Here is a 14,289-nt window from a genome sequence, read left to right as displayed (position 1 = left end):
GCCATCACTGCCCCGCCTGCGGCAGCTGGTCCGCGGCGATCTCGCAGGGCGTCTTCCCATCGGTCGCCGGCGGCACGGGCCCGCCCGCCGCGGGAGGGGCAACCGGTGGCGGTGGGTTGACCGGCGCTTCGACGGGTGGCGCCGGCGTATCCGCCGGCTGCGGCGCCGCCCGCGGCTGAGCCGCCACGTCGGGCTCGGATCCTCCGGTGTCCGCGGCGTTTTCGCTGTCCTCGGTCCTGATGGGCTCGTCGTCCTCGTCGTCGGGCTTGAAGGGGTCCTCGTCGAGGGCGTCGCCCTCGTCGAAGGGATCGCCAGCGCCCGCCTCGTCGCCGGCCGAGCCGATCAGCCCACCGACCGCGTCGACGATCCTGCCGGCCAACCCCAGCAGACCCGCACCACCACCACCGCCGAGCCCACCGCCCAGATCGCCCGCCGGTATGACGCCCGCGTCGCCGAGCGCGGATCCCCAATCAGGTTGCGGCGCGGCGGGAACCGGAGCCGGCGCGAGCGTGGCCGCCGTCGGCGCCGGATCCGGCGGCGGGCTCGGGATCGCGGCCGCGGGCACCACCGCGACGGGCGCGACGGCGGGCGGCGCCGCCCGCACCGGCTGGTAGCCGGGTCCCAGATCCCCGGGGGTCTCGAAGCGCACCATCGGCGCGGCGGCCATCCGTTCGGTGACCATGTCGTAGGCGGTGTCGATACCGTCGCGCGTCGACCGCATCGTCGTCAGCCAGTCGTCGCGAATCTCGTTGTCCACGTAGGGCATCACCTGCCCGCGCACCATCTCCTCGGCGGCGTGCCGGTCCCCCGCCCCGGCCGTGACCGTGGCGGCGGCGGCCAGCCACGCCGGCCGCTGCGACCGGGTGCCGTCGTCGACCGAAATGGCCGTCGTGACCTTCGAATCGACCAGGTACCACAGGTTGTCGCGCAGCGACTCGCACCGCTGGGCGGCCGCGCGCAGTTCGGTGGCGACCGCCCCGGCGGCGTCGCAGTGGCGTTCGACAAACCGCACCGCGGCGTCGCCGGCGGGCCCGACCCACGCCGCGGCCAACTCGGCCATCTGGGCGCGCTGCACCCGCAACGCCTCGGCGACCGTCTCGCCCGCCGCCCGCAGCTCCGCGCAGTCGCGGTCGAGGGCGCGCAGATCGAGGCCGTCTTCGGTGGCATACCAGTCGCGGATCTGCGCGGGATGCGCCGTCAGGTCGGGATGTTGGTAGCCAAGGGCATGGCAGGCCCGCACGTACAGCTCGGTGTGCTCGACAGCGGGCAGGCCCTCGGCGAGGCGCCCGGCGACATCCAACCGCTCGGCCACGCTCAGGCGATCCGTTCCGCGGCGTACGCCTCGGCGTCGGCGTAGCGGTCGGCGCTGACGCGCAGGGCGCTGGCGATCTCGCCGGACGCGCGCGACCACTGTGCCACCTCGGCGGTCAGCCGCTCCAACTCGACGCGCAGCGCGTCGCCGCGCGCGGTGTGCGCCCGGCCGGCGGCGGCCCCGCCGAAAGCCAGCCTGCCCAGCTGATCGCTGAGGGCGCGGTCGAGAAGGTCGGCGGCGGCGCGGAACTGGTCGGCCACGCGGTGCGTCGCCGCGACGTCGATCTCGGTGCGGGCCACGGTGACGGGTCGTGTTCCCCTGTCGAATCTCATGCCTAATCCGACGCCCGGGCACGCGCCCCGGTTCCGGGGAGATTCAGTACGCGGAGCTGACCGCCTCGGCGACCCGATTCGCCACGCGCTGGGCGACGTCCGCCTCGGGCGCTTCCACCATGACGCGGATGACGGGCTCGGTTCCGGAGGGCCGCAACAGGATTCGGCCGGTGTCACCGAGCTCGGCCTCGGCGTCGCCGACCGCGGTGCGCACGGCGGGCGCGGCGGCGGCGGTGTCCTTGTCGGCCACCCGGACGTTGATCAGCACCTGCGGCAGCGTCTGCATCGGCGCGGCGAGCTCGGTCAGCGACGAGCCGGTCTGCACCATGCGCGTCATCAGCCGCAGCCCGGTGACGATGCCGTCCCCGGTGGAGCCCAGGGCGGGCATCACGATGTGGCCGGACTGCTCGCCGCCGAGGCTGTAGTCGCCGGCCCGCAGCTCCTCGAGGACGTAGCGGTCGCCGACCCCGGTGGTGCGCACGGTGATCCCGGCGGCGCGCATGGCCAGGTGCAGGCCGAGGTTGCTCATCACGGTGGCCACCAGCGTGTCGGAGGCCAGCTCGCCGGCCTCGCGCATGGCCAGCGCGAGCACGACCATGATCGCGTCGCCGTCGACGAGCTCGCCGTTGGCGTCGATGGCCAGGCAGCGGTCGGCGTCGCCGTCGTGGGCCAGCCCCAGGTCCGCGCGGTGGTCGATGACCGCGGCGCGCAGCGAGTCCAGGTGGGTGGAGCCGCAGTTGTCGTTGATGTTCAGGCCGTTGGGGTCGGCGTTGATCGCGATGACCCGGGCCCCGGCCGCGCGGTAGGCGCGCGGCGCCACCGACGAGGCCGCGCCGTGCGCGCAGTCGACCACCACGGTCAGGCCGTCGAGCCGCAGCGTGCTGGCCTTGCTCAGGTGGCGCAGGTAGCGGTCGTCGGCGTCCTCGGCGTCGATGACGCGGCCGATCCCGGCGCCGACGGGGCGCATCCCGATTTCCGCGGTGACCAGCGCCTCGATCCGATCTTCGGTTTCGTCGTCGAGCTTGCGGCCGCCGGGGCCGAAGATCTTGATGCCGTTGTCGGGCATCGGGTTGTGCGACGCCGAGATCATCACGCCGAAGTCGGCGTCGTACGCGCCGGTCAGGTAGGCCACCGCGGGCGTGGGCAGGACCCCGACCCGCAGCGCGTCGACGCCCTGGCTGGTCAGCCCGGCGATCACCGCGGCTTCCAGCATCTCGCCGCTGGCCCGGGGATCGCGCCCGATCACGGCGACGCGCCGCCCGGGTCCGCCCGCGCTGGCCAGGTGCCGCGCGGCCGCGGCGCCCAGTTCCAGCGCCAGCTCCGCGGTCAACTCGCGATTGGCGACCCCGCGGACACCGTCGGTGCCGAATAGTCGACCCATGCGGAAAAACCTCTCACAGTTGGCGGTCGTTCACCTAACGTGCCCGTTCTTTTCTGACCGAAACGGGGCGCGTTTGGGCGCAGACACGCCGATACAAGCGCGGAACGCCCCGGTTTGAGGCCCCGTTGCGGCCAGAAAGTGATGGTCGATCAGCGCTTGCTGTACTGAGGCGCCTTGCGGGCCTTCTTCAGCCCGTACTTCTTGCGCTCGGTGGCGCGCGGGTCACGGGTGAGGAAGCCGGCCTTCTTCAGGGCGGGCCGGTCCTCGGGTTGCGCCAGGATCAGCGCCCGGGCGATGCCCAGCCGCAGCGCCCCGGCCTGGCCCGACGGGCCGCCGCCGTGCAGCAGGGCGAAGATGTCGAAGTTCTCCACCCGGTCGACCGTGACCAGCGGGGCCTTGATCAGCTGCTGGTGCACCTTGTTGGGGAAGTAGTCCTCCAGGCTGCGGCCGTTCAGGTCGAACTTGCCGGTGCCGGGCACCAGACGCACCCGCACCACGGCCTCCTTGCGGCGGCCGACGGTCTGGATGGGCCGGTCGAAGACGAAGGACTCGGCGGCCGCGGGGGCGGGCGCCTCTGCCGGGACGTCCGGGGTTTCCGGGGTGGCCGTGGTGTCGTCCAGGGCCTCGGTCGTTTCGGTCACTGGGCCACCTGCTTGATCTCGTACGGAACCGGCTTCTGAGCGGCGTGCGGGTGCTCCGGACCGGCGTAGACGTGGAGTTTGCGCTGGATCTGACGGCTGAGCTTGTTCTTGGGCAGCATGCCGACGATCGCCTTCTCGACGACGCGGTCGGGGTGCTTTTCCATCAGCTCGCCGGTGGTGCGCGAGTGCAGGCCGCCGGGATACCCCGAGTGGCGGTAAGCCAGCTTGCTCTGCAGTTTGTCGCCGGAGAGGGCGACCTTGTCGGCGTTGATGACGATGACGAAGTCACCGCCGTCGACGTTGGGGGCGAACGTCGGCTTGTGCTTGCCGCGCAGCAGGGTGGCTGCCGCGACGGCAAGGCGGCCAAGCACCACGTCCGTGGCGTCGATGACGTACCACGACCGCGTGGTGTCACCCGCCTTTGGCGCGTAGGTGGGCACAGCGCTTACCTTTTCTTTCTCGAGGTGGATCCCGGGTCGAGCCGGGTGCCGGTCAGGCGTTTGCGGTGAGGTGTTTCTCGGCGACCGACGTTGACCCGAGACCCCGGCGTACCGCACGCCAACCGAGCAGCTTACCGATGAGCGTCCCCGCAGGTCAAAACGACTGCGTGGTCCCAGCGGCTCTCCTCCGCCGGGACCACACAGACGACTGTGGGTGCGGCTAGCGTCCCCAGGCGCTCGCCGCCCGCCGGTCGGCGTTCGCCACCTCGTCCGCGCCGTCGCGCACCGCGTTGCCGAGATCGACCAGAATCTCGTTGAGTGCGCTCGCCGCCTGGTGCCACTTCTGCTGCTCAACCTGGTATGCGGCGGCGGCCTCGCGCGTCCAGAGCTGCTGCAGCGGGGCGATCTGCGCCCGGAGTTCATCCAGCGCGGCGTTCAGGCGGGCCGACGTGGTGTGGATTTCCTGCCGCACCGAATACTCGATCTCGCCGAAGTTGTAGGACAACGCTGATTCCACTGATCATCCGCCTATCACAGGTTTCCGCCGGCGGCGGCGATGTCGGCCGCGTGGTCATGGCCGGCCTCCTGCAGGGTGGCCGCGTTCTGCCGAATGGTCTCGCCGATCGCGTGCAGGACGTGATAGAGCCGCAACGACTCGGCATTCCAGCGATCCACCACATCCCTGAACCGCGCGGCCGCCACCCCGCCCCACACCGACGCGGGCACCGCACCCATGCGGCCGATGAACGCCTGCAGCATGGCCCGGATCTCCTCATTGCGGGCGTCCGTGCTGCCCGCGACCGACCGCATCAAGTCGAAGTCGGTGCTCAGGGTGTTGGGTGCACTCATACCAAGTTCGACCCGGATAACGCTCATTTGGTTCCACCGAATTTTCGGGGTTCATCCGACCGCGTGGGCCGACCGCACGGCCTGCTCGCAGGCGCCGCGTACGGCCTCTTCGCCGCCGGGCCGGCTCTGGCATCCGAGGCTGATCCGCACCGGGCCGTCCAGCAGCACCGTCCACCGCACGTGATGGGCGGCGCGCACTTCGCGATAGGTCACCGCTGGCCTGCCTGCGCTGATGCCGGAGGGGTTGAAGTCGACGAACACCCCCGCTGGCTCGGCGTCGATCGCCTGCTGCAACCGCTCGGCGGTGCCACTCAGCGTCTCGCCCACCACCGGTGACTGCGTGACGTGCAACGCCACTTCGGGGTCGGACGGGGAGGTGACCTGGATCCGCGCCGACCCGGGCCCGGCGACCACCCGTTGGGTGGGCCAATCCGCCGGCACCGCCACCGCCACCCGGCCTTCCACCAGAAACGTGGTCGGCACGGCCTGGACCGTCGGCGCGGTCACCGGACGGTGCCGGTCGGCGCTGATCCCGGCCGGGGCCGCGGCGGCCAGCACGATGCCGGCCGCGCCGATGCCGGCGAGCGTCCGCGCACGGGGTCGGCCGCGATCGTCGCCCGGCTTGGCTGGCCGATTGAGATCGGACACCGCCAGCCGGGCGAGCCGGGCCAGCCGGGCGGCACCGATTCGCACCACCGTCCGCCCGTTGCCGCCCGCCACGGCGGCGATCGCCGCAGCCAGCGTCGACGACCCGGCGATGGTGCTCGGCTCGTCGATCAGCAGGACGCCCGCGGGGCGGCCCGCTACCGCGGCGATCACCTCGTCGGCGACGGCGCACGGTTGCGCCCCGCGCCGGATGGCGACGGCGGCGTCACCCACCACCACCATCCGCTCGGCGATCTCCACCACGGTCGCCGCGTCCGCATCGGGGCCGCCGGCCCGCTTCAGCAACCACGACCGGGGCCGCGCCAGCACGTCGTCGGACACGCTGGCGGCCGCGCGGCTCACGACCCCGACGCGCAAGGACGACCACCAGGACGGGTGTAGCACGACCATGCCCTTGCCGTCCGTACAGGCGACGGAGCGCAGCGCGTCCGCCCACAGCGACGCAACGGCTATCGGTCGCCCGCCCACCAACGCGACCCGATCGTCGATCGCACTCAGCGCGGCCGCGATGATCTCGGAGGTCTGCTCGTCGGCGACGGCGCTTGTCCGGCAACATAATCGGCGGATCGCGCCGGGACCCACTTCGATGATGGCGCGGTGTGTGTTCACGGAGCGCTCCAGGCCACCTGGACAAGTTGTTCGTCGCCCGGGCGGGTGAGCAGGACGCCGCGGCCGGGCGGCAACGGCGCGGGCCGACCCGAGCCGAAGGGCGCACCGTCGGCGGCGAATCCGTTCATCATCAGGGTCATGCAGCCGAGGTCACGCACGCCCGCCAGCAGGGGCTCGAAAAATGCGCGCTCGGCGCCGCCGCTTCGGCGCGCGATGGCCATGTGCAAGCCCAGATCCGTTGCAAAGGGCAGGTATTCGGTGAGCGGCGCCAGCGGGTTGGCGGACGGGCCGGCGACCAGGTCGTAATCGTCGACGACGACGTAGATCTCAGGCCCGCACCACCAGGACTCGGCTCGCAGCTGCGCCTGGCTCGCGTCGGCCGGGGGCATTCGCCGCTCCAGCAGGTCGAGCAGATCCGGCAGCGTGCCGGCCAGCGAGCCTGGTGACACGGCATACCCGCCGAGGTGCTCCGACTCGACCACGCCGAGCAGGGAGCGCCGAAAGTCGACGATGACGAGACGCGCTTGCGCCGGCGTCTTCGTTCGGACGATCTCGCGGCATAGCGTTCGCAGGGTCGACGTCTTGCCGCATCCCTTGTCGCCGAGCACGAGAAGATGGGCCCACCGGTCGAACTCGCACGGCACGGGCTGCAGTCGGCGCTCCTCGAGGCCGAGCAGGATAAGTTGGCCGAGGCCGGGACCCTCCGCCTCCACGACCGTGTGACGCTCGATCAGCGCGGGCAGCAACGGTATCGGCGGCGCGACCGATTCAGCGCTGCCGATCTCGGCCGTCGGCAGGGCGATCATCATGTGCGAGCCGTCGCCGGAAAGACCGCGACCCGGTTTGCCGCGAGGAACGTGTTCGGCCGCTTTCCGGTCCAGCTCGGAATCGGCGGGATCACCCAACCTCAGCTCGATGCGTGTGCCGATCTGGTCGCGTAGCGCCGGCCTGATCTCGGCCCACCGCGATGCGGACAACACCACGTGTACGCCGAAGGAAAGCCCCTGGGAGGCAACTGCGGTCACCGAAGGCTCCAGCGCACCGAATTCCTGGCACAGGCTCGCCCAGCCGTCGACGACGAGGAAGACATCCCCGAACGGATCGGCGTCCGGCGCCGCGCCCTGCGCGCGCAACCGGCGGTACTCGGTGATCGATCCGACACCACGGTCGCCGAAAAGGGTCTCGCGTGAACGAATGACCGACTCGCATTCGGCGACGATACGGGCGACGAGGCGCGGTTCGGCCCTCCCGGCGACCGCGCCGACATGGGGGATTGTCCGTGTCGACGTCAGCGCTCCGCCGCCGAAGTCGAGGCAGTAGATCTGCACCTGCCGCGGGGAGTGGGTGGCCGCAAGCGCGGTGATCACCGTGCGGATCGCCGTCGACTTGCCCGACTGTGGCGCCCCGACGACCGCGACATTGCCTGCGGCGCCGCGCAAGTCGGCCAGCAACGGCGTCCGCCGCTGTTCGAAGGGCCGGTCGACGACGCCGAGCGGAATCGTCAGGACGCCTCGTTCGGGCGCACCGGCATCGAGCAGGGTTTGCAGTGCGGGCGCCGGGCCCAGCGGTGGCAGCCAGACCTGGTGCGCGGCCGGGCCATGCCCGCACAGCCGGTCCAGGACGGCGTGCAGCGTCGTCCGCGGCGACGACGCACCGGCCTCGACCCTTCGGGTGATGGCGCCGACGCTTCGGGTCCCGAACGTGCGCACGGACGGATTCGCCACGGATGCCGTGGTCGGCACGCCGGACGCCGCCGGCCCCGAAACGTAAGCGGCGCAGAAGCGGATGAGCTCTCCCCCGCTCGTACGCAGGTAACCCAAGCCGGGCTTGTTGGGCAATTCGTACGCGTCCGAGGTCCCCAGCACGGCACGTGATTCGGCGGCCGACAGGGTCTTCAAGCAGATCCGATAGGACAGGTGGGCGTCGAGCCCGCGCAGTCGGCCCTCGTCGAGCCGTTGGCTCGCCAGTAGCAGGTGCATGCCCAACGATCGGCCGAGCCGCCCGATCGCCACGAACATGTCGGTGAAATCCGGATGCTGAGTGAGCAACTCGGAGAACTCGTCGACGATGATGAACAGGCTGGGCAGGGCGGCCGACCTGGCGCCCGCTCGGCGCGCTTGCTCGTACGCCGCTGCGCTGATATGGCCGGACGCCCGCAGCAGCCGTTGCCGACGATTCATCTCAGCGGCCAGGGCGTCGCGCATCCTGGCGACCAACGGCGCCTCGTCGGCGAGGTTCGTGATGACCGCGGCCACGTGTGGGGCCCGCGCATAGTCAAGAAATGTTGCGCCGCCTTTGAAGTCGATGAGCAGCAGATTCAGCACTTCGGGAGAGTTGCGCACCATCATGCCCAGTGCGATCGTGCGCAACAGCTCCGACTTGCCGGAGCCGGTGGCCCCGACGCACAGCCCGTGTGGGCCCACGCCGGCGTCCGCGGCCTCCTTGATGTCCAGCTCCACCCGTGCGCCGTCGGCTCGGCTTCCGATCGGGGTGCGGAGCCGATCGCGGTGATCTCGGGCGTGCCACACCGTGATCGGGTCGAAACCGTCCACATCGTCGATTCCCGCCAGGACCGGCCACCCCGCCCCGTCGCCGCCGCGGCGGCCCGTGCCCACCCGGTGTATCGCCAGCCGGCGGGCGCATACCAGCGCCTCCAGGGGGCCCAACCGGTCGGGGCGCGCCGGGCTCTGGGTTTCGCCGGCACCGGTGATCGTCACCGGCGCGTCATCGCGGCCCCGGCCGAGTTGAAGGACGGTCGCGCCCGCGAGCCCTTCGACGTCGCGGTCCAAGTCAGCGACCACCACCGTGTGCGCCGGACGCACGCAGGTCAGCGCGGCCCGCGCCCCGTCCATGTCGCGGTACACCATCCGCGCCGGCCCCGCCCCGTCGGCCGCCGTCGGATGCTGGTTGTGCGGAAGCCATTTCAGCCATTCCCATTGCCAACGGTCTCGGTCGCCGATCACGCCGACGATCAGCAACTGATCCGGAGGGTGCAAGACGGCGAGTTGGCAGATGATCGCGCGCAACGTTCCGCGGGCGCCGGTCGGGTCGCCGTCGATGGTGACGCACGGACTTTCGCGCAGGGGGACGGCGATCGGCCCGACGATCGTCGCATGCGTACGCAGGAAGCGATCCAATGCGGTGGCGGTGACGGGGTCGGTGACGTCCGCGGGCTGGGGCGCGACCAACCTAGTGGCGAGCGGCCGGGGCCCGGCACCGACGCGGACAAGGCAGAAGTCGGGGTCGGTCGCCCGCCGCTCCCACATCCGCCGACCCCCGATCAGTGTCCACAACGTGTCCGGGTCGGGGTGGTCCCACGTCAGTGAGTAACCCTGTGCGGCAGCCGTTTCGAGGACGGTATTGCGCAGCCGGCTGAGGTATGCGAGGTAGCCGAGACGATCGGCGTCGACCCCGCCGCCACGGCGGCGGCCACGTCCGGAAAGTGCTGTCACCAGCGTCGAGGCCAGCAGCATGACGGGGAAGGTCACGAACATGGGTGTGCGGGCGCCGCCCGACCCCGACGCGAACGCCGTAGCCATGACGCCCATTCCGGCGACCGCCAACACGGCGGGCAGCAACCGGGACAGCAGGCCAGGCGCCGCCGGTGACGGCGGTTCAGGCGGTGCATCGACGACGAGGTCGGCGGTCGGCACCGCCGGCGGCCGCCGGCGCCCTTCGGGCACGAAGTCCTGGGCCATCTCGTCCCTCCCGTTCGACGACCGTAGGCAGCACCCCATTCGACGACAAGTCACCTGTGGACAGCGGCACACCCGGCTGCCGGATGGTCGCTATGTTCTCAGCATTACGACTGAAGGGGTCACGTTTGCCTGCAACCGATTTGGGGCTGTGCCGGGTGTCAATCCATGCCGGCTCCGCCGTCACGGACCTGGCCCTCCCGGCCGAGGTCCCGGTCGGCGTCCTGACGCCGTCGATCATCGACATCCTGCAGGCCCGGGACGGCGAAAACGGTCTGACCGCGAAGCGCTACCACCTTTCACCCCCCGGCTCGTCCGCTCTGGACCCGTCGAAAACGCTGGCGCAGAACGGCATCGGAGACGGCGCGGTTCTGTTGCTGAGCCAGGGTTCTCCACCACCGCCGCCCTTCCTGCACCACGATCCGGCGGAGGCCGTGTCCGAGGCGCTGGCGGGTTCCGGCGCTTCGACGAATACCGGGCACCGGTTCGCGGTACGGCTCGCCGGCGCGGTGGCGGCGAACGCCCTGACCGTCGTCGGCATGTTCGCCCTGACCCGAAACACGCTCAGCGGCGGCGCCGACCGTGATCGCCATGCGACGGTGGGCGTGTTGGTGATCTTGGCCGCGATCGCCCTCGTGTCGGCCGCCTTGACGCACCGGTTCCGCCGCGATGCGGTCGCCGGGCTGGCGCTCAACGCGATGGCAACGACATTCGCGGCGGTTGGCGGCTTTTTGGCGGTGCCCGGCGGGCCGGGGGTATGCAACGTGTTGCTGGCCGCGACGGCGGCGGCGGCCACCTGCGTGCTGGCGATCCGGGCCTCGCGTTGCGCCGTCGTCGTGCTGACCGCCGTGTCGTGCGCCGCGACGATCGTCGCGATCGCCGCTTTGGTGGGGGCGATCACCGGCGCACCGCCGTACGCGGTCGGCGCGGCATCGGCGCTGACATCGCTTGGCCTGCTTGGAGTAGCGGCGCGGCTGTCGATCGTGCTGGCGGGGCTATCGCCCCGGGTGCGGCCGATGGCTGGATCCGACGAGACCGAAACAATCGGGACGCACCTGGTGGCGCGCGCACTCCGCGCCGACGCCTGGGCGTCGAGCCTGCTTGCCGCGTTCGCGTCGTCGGCGGCCGTCGGCGCCGTCGTCACAGTCCTGGCCGGCGCACCGCGCTTGTCTTGCATCGCGTTTGGCAGCATCACCGGCGCGTTGCTACTGCTGCGTGCGCGTACTAGTGATAACGCCAGAATGCTGACGCTGGTGATCGCCGGAATCGCCGTCGTAGGAACGACGTTCGGTGTAGCCGTCTCGAGTGCGCCGGGGCGCGGGCCTGGGGTGGCCGCGGCGACGGCAACGCTGGCAGCCGGGGCCGTCTATTTCGGCTTCGTCGCGCCCGCTATCTCGACTCCACGCGTGTTGCGCCGAGCCGCCGACGCCCTGGAGTGGCTCGCGCTGGTTGCCACCGCCCCGCTGACCTGCTGGATCTGCGGACTGTACGGGGCCGTCCGGGGATTGCATTTCCGGTGAGGGCGTCTCCCATCGCGTGCCTCCCGTTGGTCTGGGCGCTGGTGTCGCCGCTTGCAGCACCGACCGCGCAGGCGGTTTCGCCGCCGCAGATCGACGACAAATGGTTACCGAAGCCGGCGCGACCCGCGGCCGCGTTTCCGACGGTGCAACGCGAGGTGTGCGCGGCCGTGACGACGGGACCGGCACCCAACCGGCCGCCCGACATCCTCGACCTGTCGCGGGTCTGGCCGCTGACCCGCGGCGCCGGGCAACGGGTCGCGGTCATCGACACCGGCGTTTCGCCGCAGCGAGCGCTGCCGAACGTGGTGCCGGGCGGTGACTACGTCTCCAACGGCGACGGCACCCAGGATTGCGACGCGCACGGCACCCTGGTCGCCGGAATCGTTGCAGCGGAACGGGATTCGAGCGTGTCCGGATTCAGCGGCGTTGCGCCCGAAGCCACCCTGATCAGCATTCGCCAGTCCAGCGCGAAGTTCTCCCCCGCCAGCGATCGGTCCCGCACCGGCGTCGGCGACGTCGAGACCATGGCCAAGGCCGTCCGCACCGCCGCGGATCTGGGTGCCTCGGTGATCAACATCTCCTCGGTCGCCTGCGTTCCGGCTGCCGCGACGCTCGATGACCGCGCGCTCGGCGCCGCGCTGGCCTACGCAGTGGACATCAAGAACGTGGTCGTCGTCGCCGCGGCCGGCAACACGGGCAGCGCCGCGCAGTGCCCTCCGCAGCGCTTGGACGCCACTTGGGAAACCGTCACGGTCGCGGTCAGTCCGGCGTGGTACGACGACTACGTGCTCACCGTCGGTTCGGTGAACGACGAGGGGGCGCCGTCGGCATTCACCCTCGCCGGGCCCTGGGTCGACGTCGCCGCCCCCGGCGAGGCGGTCACGCCGCTGGGCTCGGCGCCGGTGTCCGGCACCAGTTATTCCGCGCCGGTCGTCAGTGGGCTGGCCGCCCTGATCCGGGCCCGGTTTCCGGTGCTGACCGCCCGGCAGGTGATGCAGCGCATCGAGTCGACGGCGCATCACCCGCCGGCCGGGTGGGATCCGCTCGTCGGTCACGGCACGATCGACGCCCTGGCGGCGGTGAGCACCGATGTCGTTGCGCCGGAGTCCACGCCGACGCCGGACCCGGCGCCTATGGCCGCGCCCCCGGCGGCCGCGCCGCCGAACGCGCGCGCCCGGCACACCGCACTGCGCGGCGTCGTCGCCTGCCTCGCGGGATTGGGCATCGCGCTGGCCGTCGGTGTGGCGAGGGGCCGACTAAGGGGCCGGGACGAAGTCGCGGGCGGTTGACGCCTGTTGTCTGCTGAGCTCGGGGCCGGCGGGAAGGGTCTGCAGGATCGGCCACGGCGCCGGGATCGCCGCCGGCAGCCCAAGGTCCCGCGCGGCGTCGTCGTCGTGGATCGGGAACCGCGCTCCGGTGTCGGTGACCAGGTACCGCGTGCCGACTCGCACGTAGGCGCTCCGGCCTGGCGGCACGTACACGGCGTCCAGCGCGGGGCCGGGCCCGTCGGCCCGTGACAAGGTCACCGGCGCCTGACCGGGCGGCAACGGCACTCGGTTGCCGGTGAGAAGCGCGGCACCGGCCTGACCGGATGGCGCCGCCTGCCATGAGACGCACAACGTGCCGTTGCCGTCCGGCAGTGTCGGCGCCCGGTCGGGGAAGCTACCCACCGGCAGCGCGTCGACGATCGGAGCGGCGCGGATCGCGTCGGGTGCGACCGTCACGGCGTTGCTGGTGCGCTGCGGGTTGCTGAAGCGCAGGAGATCGGCAGCCAGTTGTCCGATGCGCTGAATCCCGGCGGCGAGCACTGCGTAATACTCGTCACCGCCGGCCCGCGTGATGCGCACCACGGTGCCGATCGTGAACCCCGGCAATCCCGCCGCCTTCTCGCCCGCGCCCCGGATCCGCGGCGCGCTCATCGGTGGCGCCTCGGGGATGGCGCCCAGCAACGCCGGCGAAACGGGTCGCGGCGCGCGGCGCTCAAGCCGGAAAGCGCGCGTCACCGCGGAGTCGGCGAGGTCCAGCACGGCCCGCTGCCCGTTATAGAGCAGGTAGGCGGGCGAACCCGGGCCGGACGCGACCAGGACGGCCTCGCCGGCGCTCAAGCGGCGGGCCGCCGCGTCGTCCGTGCGGCCCACGAGGACGGTCGTGGTGCCGGCGTGGTCCGTATCGCAGATCGCCCAGGCCGACTCGTCCGCCTTCAACGGCTCCCCGATCAGCTGCGGCGCGCCCGGGATACCCAGCGGCGGTCCGCGTTTGGCGCGGGCCAGGTCCGCTTCCGGCACAGGCTGGGGTTTGGCCGCCGTCGCCGCGATCAACCGCGCCGACGCTAGGTTCAGCACCGGATGCCAGGTGTCGCCCACCCGCACATAGAGAGCCCCGGACTCTTGTCCCATCACCAGTTGCGCGCCATCCAGCGCCACCCGGGGCCGCAGCAAAGCAAGGGCCGCGGCCGCCGCGACGGCGATCGCGGCCAGGATGCACCCGATCGTCAGCGCCGGCGTTCGCGCCCGCGTGCGATCGCTGAGGGTGTGGACATCCCCGCCCAGCAACGCGCATTCGAGGCGACGCAGCAGGAATAGGTAGCCGCTGACCTGCAGCCCGGTGGTCGGCTGACGCGGCACTGGTCCCCCTACCCTGCGCAGCGACCTATCCGGTGAGAAAACACGCCGTAACTTTACCTACCCTAAGCACGGTTCGAAAGTTCGCTGGCCTGTGGATCAATTAAGCGGCCCGACCTATGCCCGCTTTAGCGTGTGTGCAACAACTGCGCAGGGTAGGGGGACCAGTGCCGCGTCAGCCGACCACCGGGCTGCAGGTCAGCGGCTACCTATTCCTGCTGCG

General features: G+C 71.6%; 12 protein-coding genes. 2 read left to right on the top strand and 10 right to left on the bottom strand.

The annotated features are described in order from the left end of the window. Positions 1-4: 4 nt before the first annotated feature. From A5704_RS08430 to eccCa, 9 genes are all read right to left on the bottom strand, one after another. Positions 5-1,312, bottom strand: a complete 1,308-nt coding sequence (locus A5704_RS08430) for a hypothetical protein (RefSeq protein ID WP_067888449.1) — start codon at positions 1,310-1,312, stop codon at positions 5-7. Positions 1,313-1,314: 2 nt separating this feature from the next. Beyond that, the gene (locus A5704_RS08425) at positions 1,315-1,644 is read right to left on the bottom strand and encodes a type VII secretion target (RefSeq protein WP_067888446.1); all 330 of its coding nucleotides are present in this window, start codon (positions 1,642-1,644) and stop codon (positions 1,315-1,317) included. A gap of 43 nt (positions 1,645-1,687) precedes the next feature. Beyond that, complete coding sequence (glmM, locus tag A5704_RS08420) at positions 1,688-3,025, bottom strand: phosphoglucosamine mutase (RefSeq protein ID WP_067888443.1); 1,338 nt, start codon at positions 3,023-3,025, stop codon at positions 1,688-1,690. Between the two features lie 149 nt (positions 3,026-3,174). Then, positions 3,175-3,645: a 30S ribosomal protein S9 gene (rpsI, locus tag A5704_RS08415; protein ID WP_082954810.1), complete on the bottom strand. Its 471-nt coding sequence runs from the start codon at positions 3,643-3,645 to the stop codon at positions 3,175-3,177. Positions 3,646-3,662: 17 nt separating this feature from the next. Next, a complete protein-coding gene (gene rplM, locus A5704_RS08410; protein ID WP_007172542.1) occupies positions 3,663-4,106 on the bottom strand; it encodes a 50S ribosomal protein L13 in 444 nt (147 codons plus the stop codon). 220 nt (positions 4,107-4,326) lie between these two features. Beyond that, positions 4,327-4,623, bottom strand: a complete 297-nt coding sequence (locus A5704_RS08405) for a WXG100 family type VII secretion target (RefSeq protein ID WP_067754454.1) — start codon at positions 4,621-4,623, stop codon at positions 4,327-4,329. Between the two features lie 14 nt (positions 4,624-4,637). After that, positions 4,638-4,955 (bottom strand): WXG100 family type VII secretion target, encoded by a 318-nt coding sequence (locus tag A5704_RS08400; protein ID WP_067888440.1) that lies wholly within the window; start codon positions 4,953-4,955, stop codon positions 4,638-4,640. 51 nt (positions 4,956-5,006) lie between these two features. Continuing rightward, complete coding sequence (locus tag A5704_RS08395; RefSeq protein ID WP_067888437.1) at positions 5,007-6,230, bottom strand: type VII secretion-associated protein; 1,224 nt, start codon at positions 6,228-6,230, stop codon at positions 5,007-5,009. Next, the gene (eccCa, locus tag A5704_RS08390; RefSeq protein WP_067888434.1) at positions 6,227-9,928 is read right to left on the bottom strand and encodes a type VII secretion protein EccCa; all 3,702 of its coding nucleotides are present in this window, start codon (positions 9,926-9,928) and stop codon (positions 6,227-6,229) included. The genes A5704_RS08395 and eccCa overlap by 4 nt, the downstream gene beginning before the upstream one ends. Positions 9,929-10,020: 92 nt before the next feature. On the opposite strand from eccCa, the gene eccD reads away from it, so the two are divergent. Beyond that, positions 10,021-11,445, top strand: coding sequence for a type VII secretion integral membrane protein EccD (gene eccD / locus A5704_RS08385; RefSeq protein ID WP_067888487.1), 1,425 nt, complete (start codon positions 10,021-10,023; stop codon positions 11,443-11,445). Positions 11,446-11,456: 11 nt separating this feature from the next. Continuing rightward, entirely contained in the window at positions 11,457-12,734 is a 1,278-nt protein-coding gene (mycP, locus tag A5704_RS08380; protein WP_156737061.1) for a type VII secretion-associated serine protease mycosin, read from the top strand. On the opposite strand, the gene eccB is transcribed toward mycP, so the two are convergent. Next, positions 12,702-14,069, bottom strand: a complete 1,368-nt coding sequence (gene eccB / locus A5704_RS08375) for a type VII secretion protein EccB (protein WP_067888431.1) — start codon at positions 14,067-14,069, stop codon at positions 12,702-12,704. The genes mycP and eccB overlap by 33 nt on opposite strands. Between the last annotated feature and the right edge of the window lie 220 nt (positions 14,070-14,289).

This window comes from Mycobacterium sp. E735, from assembly GCF_001666955.1.
Classification (GTDB): Bacteria; Actinomycetota; Actinomycetes; order Mycobacteriales; family Mycobacteriaceae; genus Mycobacterium.
This window is presented reverse-complemented; position numbering and strand designations above follow the sequence as displayed.